The 17,477-nt window shown below is 64.1% G+C and carries 15 protein-coding genes; 10 read left to right on the forward strand and 5 right to left on the reverse strand.

Annotated features, from left to right (window positions below):
• Positions 1-3: 3 nt before the first annotated feature.
• Positions 4-885 carry a phosphoserine phosphatase SerB gene (gene serB, locus H4W01_RS10460; protein ID WP_209610933.1) on the reverse strand — a complete coding sequence of 294 codons (882 nt, stop codon included), beginning with the start codon at positions 883-885 and terminating at the stop codon, positions 4-6.
• On the opposite strand from serB, the gene miaA reads away from it, so the two are divergent.
• The 7 genes from miaA to leuA all read left to right on the forward strand — a co-directional run bounded on the left by miaA (position 878) and on the right by leuA (position 8,714).
• Entirely contained in the window at positions 878-1,807 is a 930-nt protein-coding gene (miaA, locus tag H4W01_RS10465) for a tRNA (adenosine(37)-N6)-dimethylallyltransferase MiaA (RefSeq protein ID WP_209610934.1), read from the forward strand. The genes serB and miaA overlap by 8 nt on opposite strands.
• A gap of 79 nt (positions 1,808-1,886) precedes the next feature.
• On the forward strand, positions 1,887-3,644 hold the full coding sequence (locus tag H4W01_RS10470; protein WP_209610935.1) for an acetolactate synthase 3 large subunit: 1,758 nt from the start codon (positions 1,887-1,889) through the stop codon (positions 3,642-3,644).
• Between the two features lie 133 nt (positions 3,645-3,777).
• On the forward strand, positions 3,778-4,293 hold the full coding sequence (gene ilvN / locus H4W01_RS10475) for an acetolactate synthase small subunit (RefSeq protein ID WP_010403246.1): 516 nt from the start codon (positions 3,778-3,780) through the stop codon (positions 4,291-4,293).
• Positions 4,294-4,478: 185 nt separating this feature from the next.
• Positions 4,479-5,498 carry a ketol-acid reductoisomerase gene (gene ilvC / locus H4W01_RS10480; RefSeq protein WP_209610936.1) on the forward strand — a complete coding sequence of 340 codons (1,020 nt, stop codon included), beginning with the start codon at positions 4,479-4,481 and terminating at the stop codon, positions 5,496-5,498.
• 126 nt (positions 5,499-5,624) lie between these two features.
• Positions 5,625-6,254: a YceI family protein gene (locus H4W01_RS10485; RefSeq protein WP_010403248.1), complete on the forward strand. Its 630-nt coding sequence runs from the start codon at positions 5,625-5,627 to the stop codon at positions 6,252-6,254.
• Positions 6,251-6,892: a TMEM175 family protein gene (locus H4W01_RS10490; RefSeq protein ID WP_334685230.1), complete on the forward strand. Its 642-nt coding sequence runs from the start codon at positions 6,251-6,253 to the stop codon at positions 6,890-6,892. The genes H4W01_RS10485 and H4W01_RS10490 overlap by 4 nt, the downstream gene beginning before the upstream one ends.
• Before the next feature lie 163 nt (positions 6,893-7,055).
• Positions 7,056-8,714, forward strand: coding sequence for a 2-isopropylmalate synthase (leuA, locus tag H4W01_RS10495; protein ID WP_209610937.1), 1,659 nt, complete (start codon positions 7,056-7,058; stop codon positions 8,712-8,714).
• A gap of 128 nt (positions 8,715-8,842) precedes the next feature.
• Here the strand turns inward: leuA and H4W01_RS10500 are convergent, their stop codons facing one another.
• From H4W01_RS10500 to folE, 3 genes are read right to left on the reverse strand one after another with little or no spacing between them, the layout of a single operon-like run.
• On the reverse strand, positions 8,843-9,199 hold the full coding sequence (locus tag H4W01_RS10500; protein WP_209610938.1) for a dihydroneopterin aldolase: 357 nt from the start codon (positions 9,197-9,199) through the stop codon (positions 8,843-8,845).
• Positions 9,196-9,942, reverse strand: coding sequence for an SDR family oxidoreductase (locus H4W01_RS10505; RefSeq protein WP_334685231.1), 747 nt, complete (start codon positions 9,940-9,942; stop codon positions 9,196-9,198). The genes H4W01_RS10500 and H4W01_RS10505 overlap by 4 nt, the downstream gene beginning before the upstream one ends.
• Positions 9,943-9,947: 5 nt before the next feature.
• The gene (gene folE, locus H4W01_RS10510) at positions 9,948-10,568 is read right to left on the reverse strand and encodes a GTP cyclohydrolase I FolE (RefSeq protein WP_010403254.1); all 621 of its coding nucleotides are present in this window, start codon (positions 10,566-10,568) and stop codon (positions 9,948-9,950) included.
• A gap of 239 nt (positions 10,569-10,807) precedes the next feature.
• Here folE and H4W01_RS10515 point away from each other — a divergent pair, with 239 nt between their 5' ends.
• Positions 10,808-13,441: a TonB-dependent receptor gene (locus H4W01_RS10515; RefSeq protein ID WP_209610940.1), complete on the forward strand. Its 2,634-nt coding sequence runs from the start codon at positions 10,808-10,810 to the stop codon at positions 13,439-13,441.
• A gap of 193 nt (positions 13,442-13,634) precedes the next feature.
• Positions 13,635-13,916, forward strand: coding sequence for an SWIB/MDM2 domain-containing protein (locus tag H4W01_RS10520; protein WP_010403256.1), 282 nt, complete (start codon positions 13,635-13,637; stop codon positions 13,914-13,916).
• Between the two features lie 218 nt (positions 13,917-14,134).
• Here H4W01_RS10520 and rmuC read toward each other — a convergent pair whose 3' ends face one another.
• A complete protein-coding gene (rmuC, locus tag H4W01_RS10525; protein ID WP_209610941.1) occupies positions 14,135-15,631 on the reverse strand; it encodes a DNA recombination protein RmuC in 1,497 nt (498 codons plus the stop codon).
• A 146-nt stretch (positions 15,632-15,777) separates the two neighbouring features.
• Between rmuC and H4W01_RS10530 the strand changes: the two genes are divergently transcribed.
• Positions 15,778-17,442, forward strand: coding sequence for a formate--tetrahydrofolate ligase (locus tag H4W01_RS10530; protein ID WP_209610942.1), 1,665 nt, complete (start codon positions 15,778-15,780; stop codon positions 17,440-17,442).
• Positions 17,443-17,477: the final 35 nt, after the last annotated feature.

Raw genomic sequence — 17,477 nt, forward strand, 5'->3', positions numbered from 1 at the left:
GCGTTACGCGCCGACCCATTCCGCGCGGGGGATGCCCTGCGCGTAGAGCAAGGCGGACAGATCACCCTGATCGATCCGCGCATCCGCCGCTGCCGCGACGACAGGCTTGGCGTGGTACGCGACGCCCAGGCCAGCGGCGCGGATCATCGCCAGGTCATTGGCACCATCGCCCACCGCCAGCGTCGCCTCGGGCGGCAGGTTCAGCTCGGCCATCGCCGCCAACAGCGTCTGCAATTTGGTGTCAGAGCCGACGATCGGCTTGGTCACCGTGCCCGACAGCACACCACCCGCAATCTCGAGCCGATTGGCGATGGCGCGGTGGAAACCAATCTGCGCCGCCACCGGCTCGGCGAAGCGCGTGAAACCGCCCGAAACGAGAATGGCGGTGGCCCCGCGCGCGCGCATGGTGCCGATCAACGCGACAGCACCCGGCATGATCGTCACGCGCTCGGCGAGGCAGCGCTCGATCACCGCCTCGTCCAGCCCCGCCAGCAACGCGACGCGCGCATCGAGGGCACCTTCAAAATCAAGCTCACCGCGCATCGCCGCCTCGGTGATCGCCGCGATTTGCGGCTTGATCCCGGCATAATCGGCGAGTTCGTCGATGCACTCGACCGTGATCATCGTCGAATCCATGTCGGCGACGAGCAGCTTCTTCTCGCGGCCCTCAGCCTGCTGCACGACGACGTCGATGCCGGGAAACGCGCCCTCCAGCGCCGTGCGCGCGGCATCCAAGGCCAGGCCGAACGCAATGTCCGCCGCCTTGCCCTGCTCGATCCAGCCCTGCGCGACCGGCGAACAGCCAGCCGCCTCCAGCCGGTCCATCGCCGCCGAAATTTCACCCGCAGCCAGACTATCCGATGCTATCAGCGTCGCAATGAACACACGTCACCTCCCAAGGCTCGCGCTCATCGCAGGGCCGACCGCCAGCGGCAAGTCCGCTCTCGCGATTGCGGTTGCCGAACGGCACGACGGCGTGGTCATCAATGCGGATTCGGCACAGGTCTATCGGGATTTGCGCGTCTTGACGGCACGCCCGACTGCGGAGGAGGAAACGCGCGTGCCGCATCGGCTGTTCGGCCATGTCGATGGCGCGGACAGCTATTCGGCCGCACGCTGGGCGGCAGAGGCCGCGCGCGAGATCGACGCGGCACACGCTGCAGGCAAGCTGCCGGTGCTAGTGGGCGGCACCGGCCTCTATCTGCGCACCCTGCTCGACGGCATCGCACCGGTGCCCGAGATCGAGCCGCAGATTCGCGAGGCGGTTCGCGCGCTACCGGTGGCGGAGGCCCATGCCGCGCTTGCCGTGCTGGATCCGCCCGCCGCCGCCCGGCTCGCCCCCGCCGACACCACCCGGGTGGCGCGCGCGTTGGAGGTGGTGCGCTCGACCGGCAAGCCACTGGCGGAGTGGCAAGCGGCGCGCAGCGGCGGCATCGACGACCGCGTTTCGCTCGCCGCGCTGGTGCTGCTGCCCGATCGCGACTGGCTGATGGCGCGGTGCGATGCCCGCGCGGCGGCGATGTTTGCTGACGGTGCGCGCGCGGAAGTCGCGGCATTGCGCGACCGCGCCGACATCCCCTCCTCCGCGCCGATCCGCCGCGCGATCGGCGTGCCCGAAATGCTGGCGGTTCTGGCCAGCGAAATGACCGAAGATCAAGCACTTGACCTAACCCGCATCGCCACTCGGCAATATGCGAAACGGCAATATACCTGGTTCCGCAACCAGCCCCCACCCAGCTGGCGGCGCAGTCATATGTTAGAAACAATCGAACTAATGCATGAAATAGACATATTATTACATGATTAGTGGTTGACACGTACATTTCGTGCAACTAGCAGCGCCGCTCCAACGCTGCTAAAGGCCGCAGCGCAAAAGGAGACCGAACGTGACCGAGAAAAGCGGAGCAGACATCCTGATCGAGGCGCTGGGCGATCTCGGCGTGGAGGTCGTGTTCGGCTATCCGGGTGGCGCGGTGCTACCGATTTACGACGCGCTGTTCCGCCACAATGCCGCAGGCGGCCGCATCAAGCATATTCTGGTGCGCCACGAACAAGCCGCGACGCATGCCGCAGAGGGCTATGCCCGGTCGACCGGCAAGCCCGGCGTCGTGCTCGTCACCTCGGGCCCCGGCGCGACCAATGCCGTCACCGGCATCACCGACGCGCTGATGGATTCGATCCCGATGGTGGTCATCACCGGCCAGGTGCCGACCACGCTGATCGGCACCGACGCCTTTCAGGAGGCCGACACCGTCGGCATCACGCGCCACTGCACCAAGCATAATTATCTGGTGAAGGACCCGGCGAAGCTCGGCAACACGATCCACGAGGCGTTCCACATCGCCACCTCGGGTCGCCCCGGCCCGGTCGTGATCGACATTCCGAAGGACGTTCAGGTCGCCACCGCGCGCTACACCAAGCCCGGCCCGATCCGCCACAAGACCTATCGCCCGCAAGTGAAGGCCGACCAGAGCGCGATCGAGCAAGCGGTGGACATGCTCGCTGCGGCCGAGCGCCCGATCCTGTACACTGGCGGCGGCATCATCAATGCCGGACCGGCCGCCAGCCAATTGCTGTGCGAACTGGCGCGGATCACGGGCGCGCCCGTCACATCGACGCTGATGGGCCTGGGTGCTTATCCGGCGAGCGGCCCGCAATGGCTTGGCATGCTCGGCATGCACGGCACGTACGAAGCCAATCTGGCGATGAACAAGGCCGATCTGATCGTCTGCCTCGGCGCGCGCTTCGATGATCGCGTGACCGGGCGGCTCGATGCGTTCAGCCCCTATTCGCGCAAGATCCATGTCGATATCGATCGCTCGTCGATCAACAAGAATGTCCGCGTCGATCTGCCGATCGTGGCGGACGTCGGCCATGCGCTGGAAGACATGGTGCGCGTGTTCAAGGCCCGCCGCCATCCCAAGCCCGACCTCGCCGAATGGTGGAGGATGATCGCGGGCTGGCGCGCGGTGAAGAGCCTCGATTTCGCCGAGGCGGGCTCGGAGATCATGCCGCAACGCGCGATCCGCGCTTTGTGGGAGGCGACGCACAAGCGTTCGCCCATCATCACCACCGAAGTCGGCCAGCATCAGATGTGGGCCGCCCAGCATTTCGGCTTCGAAGGGCCGAACAAATGGCTCACCTCAGGTGGTCTCGGCACGATGGGCTATGGCCTGCCCGCCGCGATCGGCGCGCAGCTCGGCAACCCCAAGGCTTTGGTGATCGACATTGCCGGCGAAGCCTCGATCCAGATGAACATCCAGGAACTGGCAACGGCGATGCAATATCGCCTGCCGGTCAAGATCTTCATCCTCAACAACGAATATATGGGCATGGTCCGGCAGTGGCAGGAACTGACCTATTCGAGCCGCTATGCCGAAAGCTATTCGGACACGCTGCCCGATTTCGTGAAGCTGGCCGAAGCCTATGGCTGGAAAGGCATCCGCATCGAGGGCAATGATCAGCTCGACGATGGCATCGCCGCGATGCTCGATCATGACGGGCCGGTGCTGGTCGATTGCCGCGTGGCCAAGCTCACCAACTGCTTCCCGATGATCCCCTCGGGCGCAGCCCATACCGACATGCTGCTCGCATCGAGCGAAGTGTCGGGCGAAATGGACGACGAAGCGAAGGCGCTGGTGTGATGGATCTTTTTCTTCCTCCCCTCCCTGGAAGGGAGGGGATTGAGGGGTGGGTCGGCCTAGTGTCGAACGCGCCGCTCGCCCCACACCAACCCACCCCCACCCCCTCCCTTCCAGGGAGGGGCGAGGAGTAATCATGCATATCACCGAAGAAAAAACGCAGCGGCACACGCTGGCCGTGATGGTCGACAACGAGCCGGGCATTCTCGCCCGCATTGCCGGCCTGTTCACCGCGCGCGGTTACAATATCGAGAGCCTGACCGTGTCGGACGTCACCGCCGACCAGGCCGTCAGCCGCATCACCATCGTCACCTCGGCCAGCGCGCATGTGATGGAACAGATCATGGCGCAGCTCGACCGGCTGGTGCCGGTGCATTCGGTGACCGATCTCACCGCGCTCGGGCCGCATGTCGAGCGCGAACTCGCGCTGCTCAAGGTCTCCGGGCACGGCGAACACCGGATCGAGGCGCTGCGCCTCGCCGATGTGTTCCGCGCGCGCGTGGTCGACACCACGATCAACAGCTTCGTGTTCGAACTGACCGGCGGGCGCGAGAAGATCGATGGCTTCATCGCGCTGATGCGACAGGTCGGGCTGTGCGAAGTCGCGCGTACCGGCATCGTCGCCATCGCCCGCGGGGACAAAGCGATTTGAAGCGGGCGATTTGAAATGAATACCCCTCTCCCGCCGGGAGAGGGAGGGGCCCGCCGCGAAGCGGTGGGAGGGTGAGGGCGACGGTGCCCCAACCCATCACCCGCACCAACTCCGACTAGGCGGCAAAGCCGCCAAGTCTTCGTATCCTCTCCCACGGGGAGAGGGCTTTGATAGGGAACCAAAGAATGCGCGTTTATTATGATGCCGATGCCGATCTGAACCTGATCTCGACCAAGAAGATCGCCATCGTCGGCTATGGCAGCCAGGGCCATGCCCATGCCCAGAACCTGCGCGATTCGGGCGTCAAGGAGATCGCCATCGCACTGCGCGCCGGTTCCGCGACCGCCAAGAAGGCGACCGACGCCGGCTTCAAGGTGATGACCAATGCCGAAGCCGCCGCCTGGGCCGACATCACCATGATCCTCGCACCCGACGAGCATCAGGCCGCCATTTATGCCGACGATCTCCACGCGAACCTGAAGCAGGGCGCGACGATCGCCTTCGCGCACGGCCTCAACGTACATTTCGGCCTGATCGAGCCCCGCGCCGATCTCGACGTTATCATGATCGCGCCCAAGGGCCCCGGCCACACCGTGCGCAGCGAATATGTGCGCGGCGGCGGCGTCCCCTGTCTGATCGCGATCCATCAGGACAAGAGCGGCAATGCACATGACATCGGCCTCGCTTACGCATCGGGTGTCGGCGGCGGTCGCTCGGGCATCATCGAGACCAATTTCAAGGAAGAGTGCGAGACCGACCTGTTCGGTGAACAGGCCGTGCTGTGCGGCGGCATCACCCACCTCATCCAGGCCGGGTTCGAGACGCTGGTCGAGGCCGGTTACGCCCCGGAAATGGCCTATTTCGAGTGCCTGCACGAAACCAAGCTGATCGTCGATCTGCTCTATGAAGGCGGCATCGCCAACATGCGCTATTCGATCAGCAACACCGCGGAATATGGCGACATCACCACCGGCCCGCGCATCATCACCGATGAGACCAAGGCCGAGATGAAGCGCGTCCTCGCCGACATCCAGTCGGGCCGCTTCGTCAAGAATTTCGTGCTCGACAATCGCGCTGGCCAGCCCGAGCTGAAGGCCGCGCGCAAGCAGGCCGCCGCGCATCCGATCGAGAAGGTCGGCACGGAATTGCGCGCGATGATGCCGTGGATCGGCGCGAACAAGCTGGTGGACCAGACCAAGAACTGAGCCGCATTCCTAGGCTCCGGTGGAGGGCGCGTCACGCGCCCTCCACGAAACGGATCGTTGCCGAAACAGCGTTTGACGCTTCCGCCTGTTGCACCGCATTTGCGCCCCCCGTAACAGGAGACCGCAATGCGCCTTACCCATCTCTACACCGCCACCGCCGCCGTATTGCTCTTCGGTGCCCCCGTCGTCGCGCAGATGGCACCGCCCGAAATGCTGCGCGGTGCCGGCACCGTAACCGACGTCAAGGCCGGCACCTATGCGGTTGAGCCACACCACACCCAGGTGACCTTCAGCGTTAGCCATTTCGGTATTTCGCCGTATGCCGGCACCTTTTCGGATGCCAGCGGTACGCTCAAGCTCGATCCGGCCAAGCCCGCCGAGACCCAGCTTGACGTCACCTTGCCGATCGCCAGCGTGCAGACCACCAGCAGCGTGCTGACCGGCGAACTGAAAAGCGCCGACTGGTTCGACGCCGCCAAATTCCCGACCGCAACCTTCCATTCGACCAAGGTCACCCAGATCAGCGGCGACGCAGTGGCGGTTGATGGCACGCTCACGCTGCACGGCGTGACCAAGCCCGTCACCTTCCGCGCAAAGCTGTTCGGCGCGGCCACCAATCCGATGAGCAAGAAGGCCTCGATCGGCTTCCTTGGCCGGATGGTGATCCATCGTTCGGACTTCGGCGTGAGCAAATATGTGCCAGTCGTGTCGGATGAAACCGTGCTGGTCATCAACGCGGCGTTCGAGCTTCAGTGAGCGCAACGATCCCCCCGTCCGAGGACACCGAAGGCCGCCCCGGCGTGGGCCGCGTCGAGGCGTTTTCGGACGGGGTGATCGCCATTATCGTGACGATCATGGTGCTTGAGCTGCACCCGCCGGTGGCGGCGGGGCTCGGGCATTTATGGTCGCTATGGCCAATCTTCTTCGCTTACGCGCTCAGCTATCTGTACGTCGCGCTATACTGGTCCAACCATCACCGGCTGTTCAGCCATGCGAGCGTGGTCAGCAACGGGCTGATCTGGTCGAATATGGCGCTGCTGTTTGCGCTGTCGCTGGTGCCGTTCTCGACCGCCTATCTCGGCGAGCAGCATTTCAGCCGCGATGCGACCCTCGTCTATCTCGTCACCATGTTCGTTCCGTCCATCGCTTATGCCTGGCTACAGCGCGTGATCCGCGCAACCGGCGTGCAAGGCGTACGCGCCACTCGCTATCACGTGGCGACGCTGCGCAAGGGCATCGTCGCAATCCTCCTCTATCTGGCGGGCATGCCGCTCAGCTTCGTCTCGCCCTGGCTCGGCATTGCCTGCGCGATGCTGGTGGCGGTGCTGTGGTTTCTGCCCAACAGTCCGTTTGATCGACTGTTTGAATCCCGGACTGGACAGCCTACCCTGTGACTTGCTAACGCGCCGGACAATGACGCAGGCTCTGCTTCTTTCGCTGCTTCGACTTACGCGCCCTTAGGCGCGCCCCTCGCTGCGCGCCCCGGGCCGCGCGCGACCCGCCTAAGGGACAGACCGCCCCCGAACGTCGATCCGCGATATCCGAGCGAGACCAACCATGCTGCGTGACCCTTCGACCAAATACCGCCCCTTCCCGACCATCGACTTGCCCGATCGGCGCTGGCCGTCGCAGACGATCACCACCGCCCCGCGCTGGCTCTCGACCGATTTGCGCGACGGCAATCAGGCGCTGATCGACCCGATGGACGCCGAGAAGAAGACCCGGATGTTCGACCTGATCGTCAAGGTCGGCATCAAGGAAATCGAAGTCGGCTTCCCCGCCGCCGGGGCGACCGAGTTCGATTTCATCTCAGGGCTCGTCAAAAGTGGGCGCATCCCCGACGACACCATGATCCAGGTGTTGACCCAGTCGCGCCGCGATTTGATCGAAACCAGCTTCCAGTCGCTGCGCGGCGCGCGGGCGGCGATCGTTCACCTCTACAACGCCGTCAGCCCGGCGTGGCGCAAGATCGTGTTCGGCATGACTCGCGCCGAAGTGAAGCAGATCGCCATCGACGGCGCGATGATCCTGCGCGACCAGGCCGCCGCCCAGCCCGACACCGACTGGTTTTTCGAATATAGCCCGGAAACCTTCTCGACCGCAGAACTCGATTTCAGCCTTGAGGTGTGTGAGGCGGTGATGGACGTGCTGCGCCCGACGCCCGACCACAAGCTCATCCTCAACCTGCCCGCGACGGTCGAATGCGCGACGCCCAACGTCTATGCCGACCAGATCGAATGGTTTGGCCGCAACATCCGTAACCGCGATACCGTCGCGCTCAGCCTGCATCCGCACAACGATCGCGGCACCGGCGTCGCCGCTGCCGAGCTTGGCCTGATGGCGGGCGCGGACCGCGTCGAGGGCTGCCTGCTCGGCAATGGCGAGCGTACCGGCAATTGCGACCTCGTCACCGTCGCGCTCAACATGTACACGCAAGGCCTTGATCCGAAACTGGACTTTTCGGACATCGACGCGATCGTCAACACCGTTACCTATTGCACGCAGCTCCCCGTGCATCCGCGTACGCCCTATGCGGGCGATCTGGTGTTCACAGCGTTTTCGGGCAGCCATCAGGACGCGATCAAAAAGGGCTTTGCCGCGCAGGAAGCCAAGAACGATACGCTGTGGGAAGTCCCCTATCTGCCAATCGATCCGGCCGATCTCGGGCGCAGCTATGAAGCGGTGATCCGCGTCAATTCGCAGTCGGGCAAGGGCGGCGTCGCCTGGGTGATCGAGCAGGATAAGGGCCTGAAACTGCCCAAGCGCCTGCAGGCCGATTTCAGCCGCCACGTCCAGCGCCTGGCCGACGAAACCAGCCGCGAAATGAACGCGAGCGACATTTGGGGCCTGTTCGAGGCAACCTATCTTGCGCGCGGCGAAGATCGCTTCCGTCTGCTCGATTATACTGAAAGCGGCAGCGTCGGCGACCGCCTGTTCGTCGGCCATGTCGCGGTCGATGGCGAGGAGCGCTCGATCTCCGGGCGCGGCAATGGCTTGATCTCGGGCGTCATCGCGGCGCTGGGGGAGACAACCGGCCCGCAACTCGACGTGGTCGATTATAGCGAACATGCCATCGGCCACGGTGCCGATGCGCAAGCCGCGGCCTATGTCGAATGCCGCACCGGAGATGGCCGCACCGTATTTGGGGTCGGGATCGACGCCGACATCGCCACCGCCTCGGTGCGCGCGGTGCTGAGCGCAGCGAACCGGGTTTAGCCCCCCTTCCCGTTCGCCCTGAGCCTGTCGAAGGGCCCGTCTTCGCAGACTCCGGCCTCGCCAGGGGAGAGCGGGGCTTCGACAGGCTCAGCCCGAACGGGGCGCAATCGGACGAGACCGGGTGTGCGCTACCGCCCGCGCACGATCTCGCACCCGACCGCAGCATCGGGGTACACGTCCGGCTTCGACGTCCGCACCGTCACGCGCTCGACGCGCGGGTCGGCGAGGCACAGCGCCGCGATCGCCTCGCACAGCGTTTCCTGCAAATGGAAATGGCGGTCGGCGACCAGCGCCTGCACGCCTGCGCGCACGAAATCATAATCGAGCACCGCATCAATGCGGTCCTCGGCGGGCGGCGCGTCATAGACGACCTCCATCCGCACCGACACGATCACTCTTTGCCGCGCCGCCAGTTCATGCGGATGGATGCCAAGCCCCATCGTCACTTCAAGGCCCTCGAGCATGGTGGTGAACCGAACCGTCATACCCGCCCCTCGAACATCACGTCGCGCGCGCGCGGCAGGAAGCGCTGGCCGCAATCAACGAACATATTCTGCCCTTGCACGCCCCGCGCCTCCAGCAGGAAGGCGACCGCGCGGGCGATGTCGGCCGGGTCGACCGGGCGCTGCAACAGGTTCTTGCGCGCCGCTTCGGCAAATTCGGTGTCGCTTTGGTCGGCGCTGGGCAAGGACAGGCCGGGCGACACCGCATTGACGCGGATACGCGGCCCCAGCGCCTGCGCCAGCATCGTCGTCGCGCCCGCCAGCGCGAGCTTGGCGCAGGTATAAGAGAAGAAATCGGGGTTGAGATTGACGATCTTCTGGTCGAGCAGATTGACCACCGCCCCCTCCGCCAGATCGTCCTGCGCGGCCAAGGCATTGGCCAGCAGCACGGGAGCCTCAAGGTTGACCGCATAATGGTCGCGCAGCAACGCGGCGCTTACACTGGGCGGCGTGTCATAGTCGAACAGCGACGCGCTGTTCACCACCGCGGTGAGCGGCCCGCCAAATGCCGCCCGCGCCGCCTCGACCAACGCGCCCGGCACCGTCGGGTCCGACAGATCACCCGTCAGCACGGTCGAGCCCGGCAAGGCCGCCGACAGTCGATCCGCATCCTCGGCCGACTGGAGGTGGTGGATCGCAACGCGCCACCCCTCCCCGGCCAGGTGCCGCGCAATCACCGCGCCAAGGCGGCGCGCGGCACCGGTCACCAAAACGGTTCGCGGCATCGCGATCAGCATCCCATCAAGGCGAGGATTTCCTTGCGGCTGCGTTCATCGTCGCGGAACACGCCCATCATCCGGCTGGTGACCATCGCCACGCCTGGCGTCCGCACGCCGCGCGCGGTCATGCAGGCATGGCTCGCCTCGATCACCACCGCCACACCCTGCGGCTTGAGATTGTCCCAAATGCAATCCGCGACCTCCGCCGTCAGCCGCTCCTGCACTTGCAGGCGGCGGGCAAAGGCGTGGAGCACGCGCGCCAGCTTCGAAATGCCGACGACGTAATTGCCCGGAAGATACGCAATGTGCGCCTTGCCGATGATCGGGGCCATGTGATGTTCGCAATGCGACTGGAACGGAATGTCCTTCAGCAGTACGATCTCGTCATAGCCGCCGACCTCTTCGAAAATCCGCGCGAGATGGATCGCTGGATCGTCGCCATAGCCGGCGCAATATTCCTTCCACGCCCGCGCGACTCGCTGCGGCGTTTCGCGCAATCCCTCGCGCGCAGGGTCATCGCCGGCCCAGCGGATCAGCGTGCGGACCGCTTCGGCCACCTCGTGTGGCACAGGAATTTTCGCTGGCCCGGCCACCAGATCACCATTGCCGCCAGCGTCGGAACTATCGTCCATTATCTTCCCTTACCCCGATCAGTGCGATTGACGTTACGGCAAGTGGGTTTTGCCGTACTGCAACATAAATTCCGGTCGCCCGGGAGACTGTTCTATTTTGACCACAGCTGGGCAAAGCCGCAGTTCCCCTACTATTATGTCATTGACGGGCGATTCAACGACACGCTATTTCACAAACCGTACATTCGAAAACCAGCACCCGACATTAGATTGGGGCTGACCATCAAGGGGATGCCATCATGAAGAAGTTCGAATTGCTTGCCGCGTCGGCTTTGGCGATGCTTTCGGCCACGCCCGCCTTGTCGCAAACCACTCCTCCCCCGGCCCCTGCGCCCCAAACCACGGTCGATGGCGATGACATCGTCGTCACCGCGACCAAGCGCGAGCAGACCTTGCTCGACACGCCCGTTGCGGTGTCGGTAACCAGTGGCGCAACCATCGAGCAAGCGCAAATTCGCGATCTGAAGGATTTGCAAAGCGTCGTGCCGTCGCTGCGCGTGAACCAGCTGCAAAGCTCGGCCAACACCAACTTCATCATCCGCGGCTTTGGCAACGGTGCCAACAATGCCGGGATCGAGCCATCGGTCGGCGTGTTCATCGACGGCGTCTATCGCTCGCGCTCGGCCGCGCAGATTTCCGACTTGCCCAATCTGAAGCGCATCGAAGTGCTGCGCGGGCCGCAATCGACGCTGTTCGGCAAGAATGCGTCGGCCGGCATCATCAGCATCGTCACCGCCGAACCCGCTTTCAAATTCGCGGGCAATGCCGAGGCGACCTATGGCAATTACAACGCCGTCGTCCTGAAGGGCGCGGTGACCGGCCCGATCAGCGATACGCTCGCGTTCAGCATCGGCGGCAATTACAATCGGCGCGACGGGTACGCCTATGACGCCTTGCAGAAGACCAACGTCAACGATCGCAACCGCTGGGGCATTCGCGGGCAATTGCTGTTCCAGCCTAATGCAGACTTCAAGATCCGCGTGATCGGCGATTATGACAAGATCGACGAAAATTGCTGCGTGGCCGGCAATCTCATCAATGGCGCGACCGGCGCGATCGTCCAGGCGCTGGCCGGTGGCAACGGGATCGATCCGCAGAACGTGTTCTCGTACAAGGTCTACAACAACTTCCTGTCGAGCAACAAAATCGAGAATTACGGGGGATCGGTCCAGGCCGATTACAATCTCGGAAAGTTCTCCCTGACCTCGATCACGGCCTATCGTGAAGTGAAGAGCGCCACCAACCAGGATTCGGATTTCACCGGTGCCGATCTGATCGGGCGGAACTCTGCCAATGTCGGCATCGATACGTTCACGCAGGAATTGCGGCTCGCCACCGATTTCGAAGGACCGCTCAACTTCCTGCTCGGCGGCTTCTATTTCAACGAAAAGATCAACCAGAAGAACCAGATCACCTTCGGCTCGCAATTCCGCCCCTATGGCAATGCGCTGATCCAGGGCGCGACCGGGGGTGCGCTCAGCGTCGCCACGCTGGAATCGACCTTCGGCGCGCTCGAGGGCAATCCGGCGAAATATACCGGCACCTTCTTCCGCACTGGCGACGGGTTGAATGAATCCTATACGCTGAAAGACGAGTCCTTTTCGATTTTCGGCACGGCCGATTTCAAGCCGGTCGATCGCCTGACGCTGACCGCCGGGTTCAACTATACCGACGACCGCAAGCACTTCACCACCAACGTCGTCAGCACCGACGTGTTCTCCAGCATCAACTTCGATGCGCCGCAATATGCCCCCTTCCGCAACCAGTTGCTGTACCAGGGCGGCCTTGCGCAGTTGATCGGGACGCAATTGGGGCTCGGCCGGTCGGCGACCGCAGCCGAGATCGGGGCGTTTGCCGGAGCCAATCCGGCGGCGTTCAACGCGATCAACGCGGGCGCGCAGGCCAATGCCAACGCCAACCAGAATAACCCCGCCGCCAACCCGCTGGCCGCGCTGCGCCCGCTGCAATTCCTGCCGCCGTTCCAAAACGTGCCCAATGCGGTCGAACCCGGCAAGACCAATGACAGCAACTTCTCCTACACGCTGCGCGCCGCGTACAAGCTCGACAACCATTTGAACGCCTATGTCACCTATGCGACGGGCTTCAAGGCAAGTTCAGTCAACCTGTCACGCGACAGCCGCCCGACGGCGGCCGATCTGGTCGCGCTGCGTACCGCCGGTCTGGCCGTCGTCAATCTCGGCTCGGGCTCGCGTTTTGCCGGCCCTGAAAAGTCGCGCGTGATCGAAGGCGGCATCAAGGGACAATATCGCAACTTCGCCTTCAACGTGGCGGTGTTCCAGCAGCAGATTACCGGTTTCCAGAGCAACGTCTTCACCGGGACCGGCTTCTCGCTGCTCAATGCGCCGAAGCAATCGACCTTCGGCGTCGAGTTTGACGGCAGCGTGACCCCGGTTCCGCGGCTGACGCTCAACGGTGCGGTGACCTACCTTGATCCGAAATACGATTCCTTCCCGACCGGCGGTGCGATCGTGGCGGGGACGTATACGGTCGGGCCGGTCAATCTGTCCGGCACGCGTCCGGCTGGTATCCCCGAATTCGCGGCGTCGATGGGGGCCACCTATACCCAGCCGCTGTCGCACGGAATGAAGCTGTTGTTGCGCGGCGACTTTGACTATCAGACGCCGGTGCAGATCGCCGAGGGCGTCATCACCCTCGAGCGGGAGGTCAAGGAACTCAACCTTGCCGCGACGCTGCAGTTCGAGAACGGGCTCGAAGTTTCGGCCTGGGGGCGCAACGTCACCAACAACCACTATATCACGACGATCTTCTCGTCAGTGGCGCAATCGGGCAGCGTTTCGGCCTATCCCAACCAGCCGGTTACCTATGGCGGGACGATCCGCTTCAAATTCTGAGCAAAGCTTTTGGTGCTTAACGGCCCGCTCTCCGAACCGGAGAGCGGGTCTTTTTGCGTTACAACTGCGAAACTGACGCATTTCAGGGCATTGTAAGGCGTGACAAGGGCAAAAAGGCAGCGCACAAGGAGCGCAGCGCTATTCAAGGCGTGAAACCGATGTCGGTTGTAACGACACTCAGGAAGGACACATAATGGCCAAGACCCCAACCGCGAAGAGCGATGCGCCCAAGACCGGCGGCATCTTCGCGCCCATCACCCCCTCGGCCGAGCTCGGCGCGATCGTCGGCACCGACAAGCTGCCGCGTAGCGAAGTCATCAGCAAGGTGTGGGCCTATATCAAGGCGCACAATCTCCAGAACCCGGAGAACAAGCGCGAGATCGTCGCCGACGAAAAGCTGAAGAAGGTTTTCGGCAAGGACAAGGTGACGATGTTCGAAATGAACAAGCACCTGGCAGGCCACATGAAGGCCTGATCCTCCCCGGACAGGTTTGAACCGTCGAACGCCGACATCCCCCCGGATGTCGGCGTTTTGCGTGTGTGGGGGGCTTGCTCCTCCCCTTCTTCCTCCCCTCCCTGAAAGGGAGGGGCTGGGGGTGGGTAGGCTGATGGCGATTGTTACGCCCGATAACGGGCCAACCCACCCCTCAATCCCCTCCCTTCCAGGGAGGGGAGGCGCGAGAAACACCCGCCCTACGGCTTGGCCACCTCGGCGTCAGCCTCCCCCACCGACACCACGCTCGGCTCCGCCAGTTGCAGCGGTTCGCTGTCGCTATAGCGCGCCAGCGCCTCCACCGGGGCGACATCCTCCAGTTCCCGCGCGCCCGTCTCGATGTTCAGATCGCGGAACTTGCGCCCGGTCACCATCAGGCGGCCGTTGAACGAGTTGGAGAAGCTGTTGAAATTGTTGACCGCGCTGTTCAGCCCCGCGCCTACCTTGCGCAAATCGTCGGCAACCTTGGCGAGCCGGTCGTGCATTTCCTTGCCCAGCCGGCCGATTTCGGCGGCTTCCTTGGCCAGCCGCTCCTGCCGCCACACCGCCGCCACCGTGCGCGCGATCGCGATCAGATTGGTTGGCGTCGCGAGCAGCACGCGCTTGTCGAACGCAAAGTCCCACAAGGTTGGGTCCTGTTCCAGCGCTGCGGACAGGAAATGCTCGCCGGGCACGAACATGATCACATAATCGGGCGCATCGGCGAACTGGCTCCAATAGGCTTTGTTGCCAAGCCCGTTGACGTGCGCGCGCATCGCCGCCGCATGCAGCGCCAGGCCACGCGCGCGCTCGGCCTCGTCGACCGCGCCGAACGCATCCTGATAGGCATTGAGCGACACCTTGGCATCGATCACCAGGCTGCGCCCGCCGGGCACGGTGACGATCGCATCGGGGCGCAACCGCCCGCCCTCATCCCCGCCCGACACCGACACTTCGGTCTGGAAATCGGTATGTTCGGACAGGCCGCAGCTTTCGAGCACGTTCTTCAATTGCTGCTCGCCCCAGCGCCCGCGCGATTTGGGCGCGTTGCGCAGCGAATTGACCAGCTTGGCCGCCTCCGACGAGACCTTCTCCTGCCCAACCCGAAGCCCTTCCAACTGCCCCTTGAGCTGGTCGAAGGCGCTCAGCCGCTCGCTTTCGACCTTGGTCACCGCTTCCTCATATTTCAGCAAGCGGTCGCTGACCGGCTGCAGCATCGACTTGAGGTTCTGCCCGGCGGTTTCCTCGGACTGGCGGAAACGCTCATCGGCGCGCTTGAGGAAAACCTCCTGCGCCTCGTTGAGCAATTTGTTCGACACTTCGGCAAATTGCGTGGCGAGCAGGTCCTTCGCGTGGAGCAATTCGGCGATGCGGGCCTCATGCGTTTCGCGCACCATCTGGAGGCGTGCTTCGTCGGCCTCGCGCATTTCGGCAAGGCGGCTTTCAAAGGCCGAACTGTGCGTCTTCAACGCGGTGTTTTCCAGCCGCGCGACATCGCGTTCATCACGGATCGCGGCCAGCTCGGTGCGCAATTGCGTGGTTTCGCGCGCGCGCTCCTCGGCGCTGGCCAGATCGACGATCGCGCGCTTGAAATCCTCATTGCGCGCATCGCGCTCGGCGCGGGCCTGCGCCGTACCGCGGATCCCGAGCAGGAAACCGATCGCCAGGCCAACCAGCAGGGCCGCCACTCCAAACAAGGCCATCGTCACACCCGTCATACGAAATCTCTCTGGAACATTCTGTGAACCTGTAGCTACCACGACTCGCGCCGTAAATCCTCCCCGGCACGCCCCCTCCACCCTTTTGCTGAAGAAGCAAAACGGTCCCCCTCCCCGTACCGGGGAGGAGTTGCTACAGCGCGCTTATGCTGACCGACATCGCCATCTCGCGCGCCGCCACCTTGCAACCCATCGGCGCGATCGCCGCCGCCGCCGGGATCCCGCCCGAAGCGGTTGAACCTTACGGCCATCACAAGGCCAAGATCGACCTCTCCCGCCTCCCCGCCTCAACCGCGCACGGCCGCTTGATCCTGGTCACCGCCATTAGCCCGACCCCGGCCGGCGAAGGCAAGTCGACAACGTCGGTCGGCCTTGCCGATGCGCTCAACCGCACCGGGCGCAAGACGATGCTGGCGCTGCGCGAACCGTCGCTCGGTCCCTGTTTCGGTACCAAGGGCGGCGCGACTGGCGGCGGTTATGCGCAGGTGGTGCCGATGGAGGACATCAACCTCCATTTCACCGGCGATTTCCACGCCATCACCAGCGCGCACAATTTGCTGGCGGCGATGATCGACAACCATGTCCATTGGGGCAACGCACTCGACATCGATGTGCGCAGGATCGTGTGGCGGCGCGTGCTCGACATGAACGACCGCGCGTTGCGCGACATCGCCCAATCGCTCGGTGGCCCGGCCAACGGCTATCCGCGCGAAAGCGGTTTCGACATTACCGTCGCGTCCGAGGTCATGGCCATTCTGTGCCTGGCCAGTGACCTGCACGATCTCGAAGCCCGGCTCGGGCGCATCGTCGTCGCCTATACCCGCGACCGGCGGCCGGTCACCGCGCGCGACCTGAAGGCCGATGGCGCGATGGCAGTGTTGCTGGCGCAAGCGATCAAGCCCAACCTCGTCCAGACGCTGGAGGGCACCCCTGCCCTAATCCACGGCGGGCCGTTCGCCAATATCGCGCATGGCTGCAATTCGGTGATCGCCACGCGCACCGCGCTGGGTCTCGCCGATTATGTGGTGACCGAGGCCGGGTTCGGGGCCGATCTCGGCGCGGAAAAGTTCTTTGATATCAAGTGCCGCCAGGCCGGTTTGAAGCCTGCCGCCGCGGTGATCGTGGCGACGGTACGCGCGCTGAAGATGCATGGTGGCGTCGCCAAGGCTGACCTCGGCGCGCCCGATGCGGAGGCGGTGCGGCGCGGTGGCGTCAATCTCGCGCGCCACATTGAAAATGTCCGCGCCTTCGGGGTGCCGGTGGTGGTCGCGGTCAATCGCTTCGACGGCGATACGCCCGCTGAATTTGCCGTGATCGAGGACATCGCCGCCGCCCAAGGCTGCGACGCCGTGCTCTGCACGCATTGGGCCGAAGGCGGTGCCGGGGCCGAAGCGCTGGCCGAAGCGGTCGTGGCGCTGTGCGACCACAATGCCGGTCAATTCGCCCCGCTCTATTCGGACGCGCTATCGCTGTTCGACAAGATCAACACCGTCGCCACCCGCATCTACCGCGCCGAGGAAGCGATTGCCGATGCCTCGGTCCGCGCGCAACTCGCCCGCTGGGAAGCCGCGGGTTTCGGGCATTTGCCGGTGTGCATGGCGAAGACGCAGTACAGCTTCTCGACCGACCCGGCCAAGCTCGGCGCGCCGACCGGCCATGTCGTGCCGGTGCGCGAGGTTCGGCTGAGCGCGGGTGCCGGCTTCGTCGTGGCGATCTGCGGGGAGATCATGACCATGCCCGGCCTGCCGCGCGTTCCGGCGGCGGAGGGGATCCGGTTCGGGGCTGAGGGCGAGATTGAGGGGCTGTTCTAACCGCTCCCTCTCCCCTTCAGGGGAGAGGGCAAGCG

This window comes from Sphingomonas sp. PL20 (assembly GCF_017875905.1).
GTDB lineage: Bacteria > Pseudomonadota > Alphaproteobacteria > Sphingomonadales > Sphingomonadaceae > Sphingomonas > Sphingomonas echinoides.

What these genes read in the sequence shown, in the direction of transcription:
- leuA (WP_209610937.1), top strand. Translation starts at nt 7,056, where the DNA reads ATGCTGCGTGACCCTTCGACCAAATACCGCCCCTTCCCGACCATCGAC.
- miaA (WP_209610934.1), top strand. Translation starts at nt 878, where the DNA reads ATGAACACACGTCACCTCCCAAGGCTCGCGCTCATCGCAGGGCCGACC.
- ilvN (WP_010403246.1), top strand. Translation starts at nt 3,778, where the DNA reads ATGCATATCACCGAAGAAAAAACGCAGCGGCACACGCTGGCCGTGATG.
- ilvC (WP_209610936.1), top strand. Translation starts at nt 4,479, where the DNA reads ATGCGCGTTTATTATGATGCCGATGCCGATCTGAACCTGATCTCGACC.
- H4W01_RS10485 (WP_010403248.1), top strand. Translation starts at nt 5,625, where the DNA reads ATGCGCCTTACCCATCTCTACACCGCCACCGCCGCCGTATTGCTCTTC.
- H4W01_RS10515 (WP_209610940.1), top strand. Translation starts at nt 10,808, where the DNA reads ATGAAGAAGTTCGAATTGCTTGCCGCGTCGGCTTTGGCGATGCTTTCG.
- H4W01_RS10530 (WP_209610942.1), top strand. Translation starts at nt 15,778, where the DNA reads ATGCTGACCGACATCGCCATCTCGCGCGCCGCCACCTTGCAACCCATC.
- rmuC (WP_209610941.1), bottom strand. Translation starts at nt 15,631, where the DNA reads ATGACGGGTGTGACGATGGCCTTGTTTGGAGTGGCGGCCCTGCTGGTT.
- H4W01_RS10500 (WP_209610938.1), bottom strand. Translation starts at nt 9,199, where the DNA reads ATGACGGTTCGGTTCACCACCATGCTCGAGGGCCTTGAAGTGACGATG.
- folE (WP_010403254.1), bottom strand. Translation starts at nt 10,568, where the DNA reads ATGGACGATAGTTCCGACGCTGGCGGCAATGGTGATCTGGTGGCCGGG.
- H4W01_RS10520 (WP_010403256.1), top strand. Translation starts at nt 13,635, where the DNA reads ATGGCCAAGACCCCAACCGCGAAGAGCGATGCGCCCAAGACCGGCGGC.
- H4W01_RS10505 (WP_334685231.1), bottom strand. Translation starts at nt 9,942, where the DNA reads ATGCCGCGAACCGTTTTGGTGACCGGTGCCGCGCGCCGCCTTGGCGCG.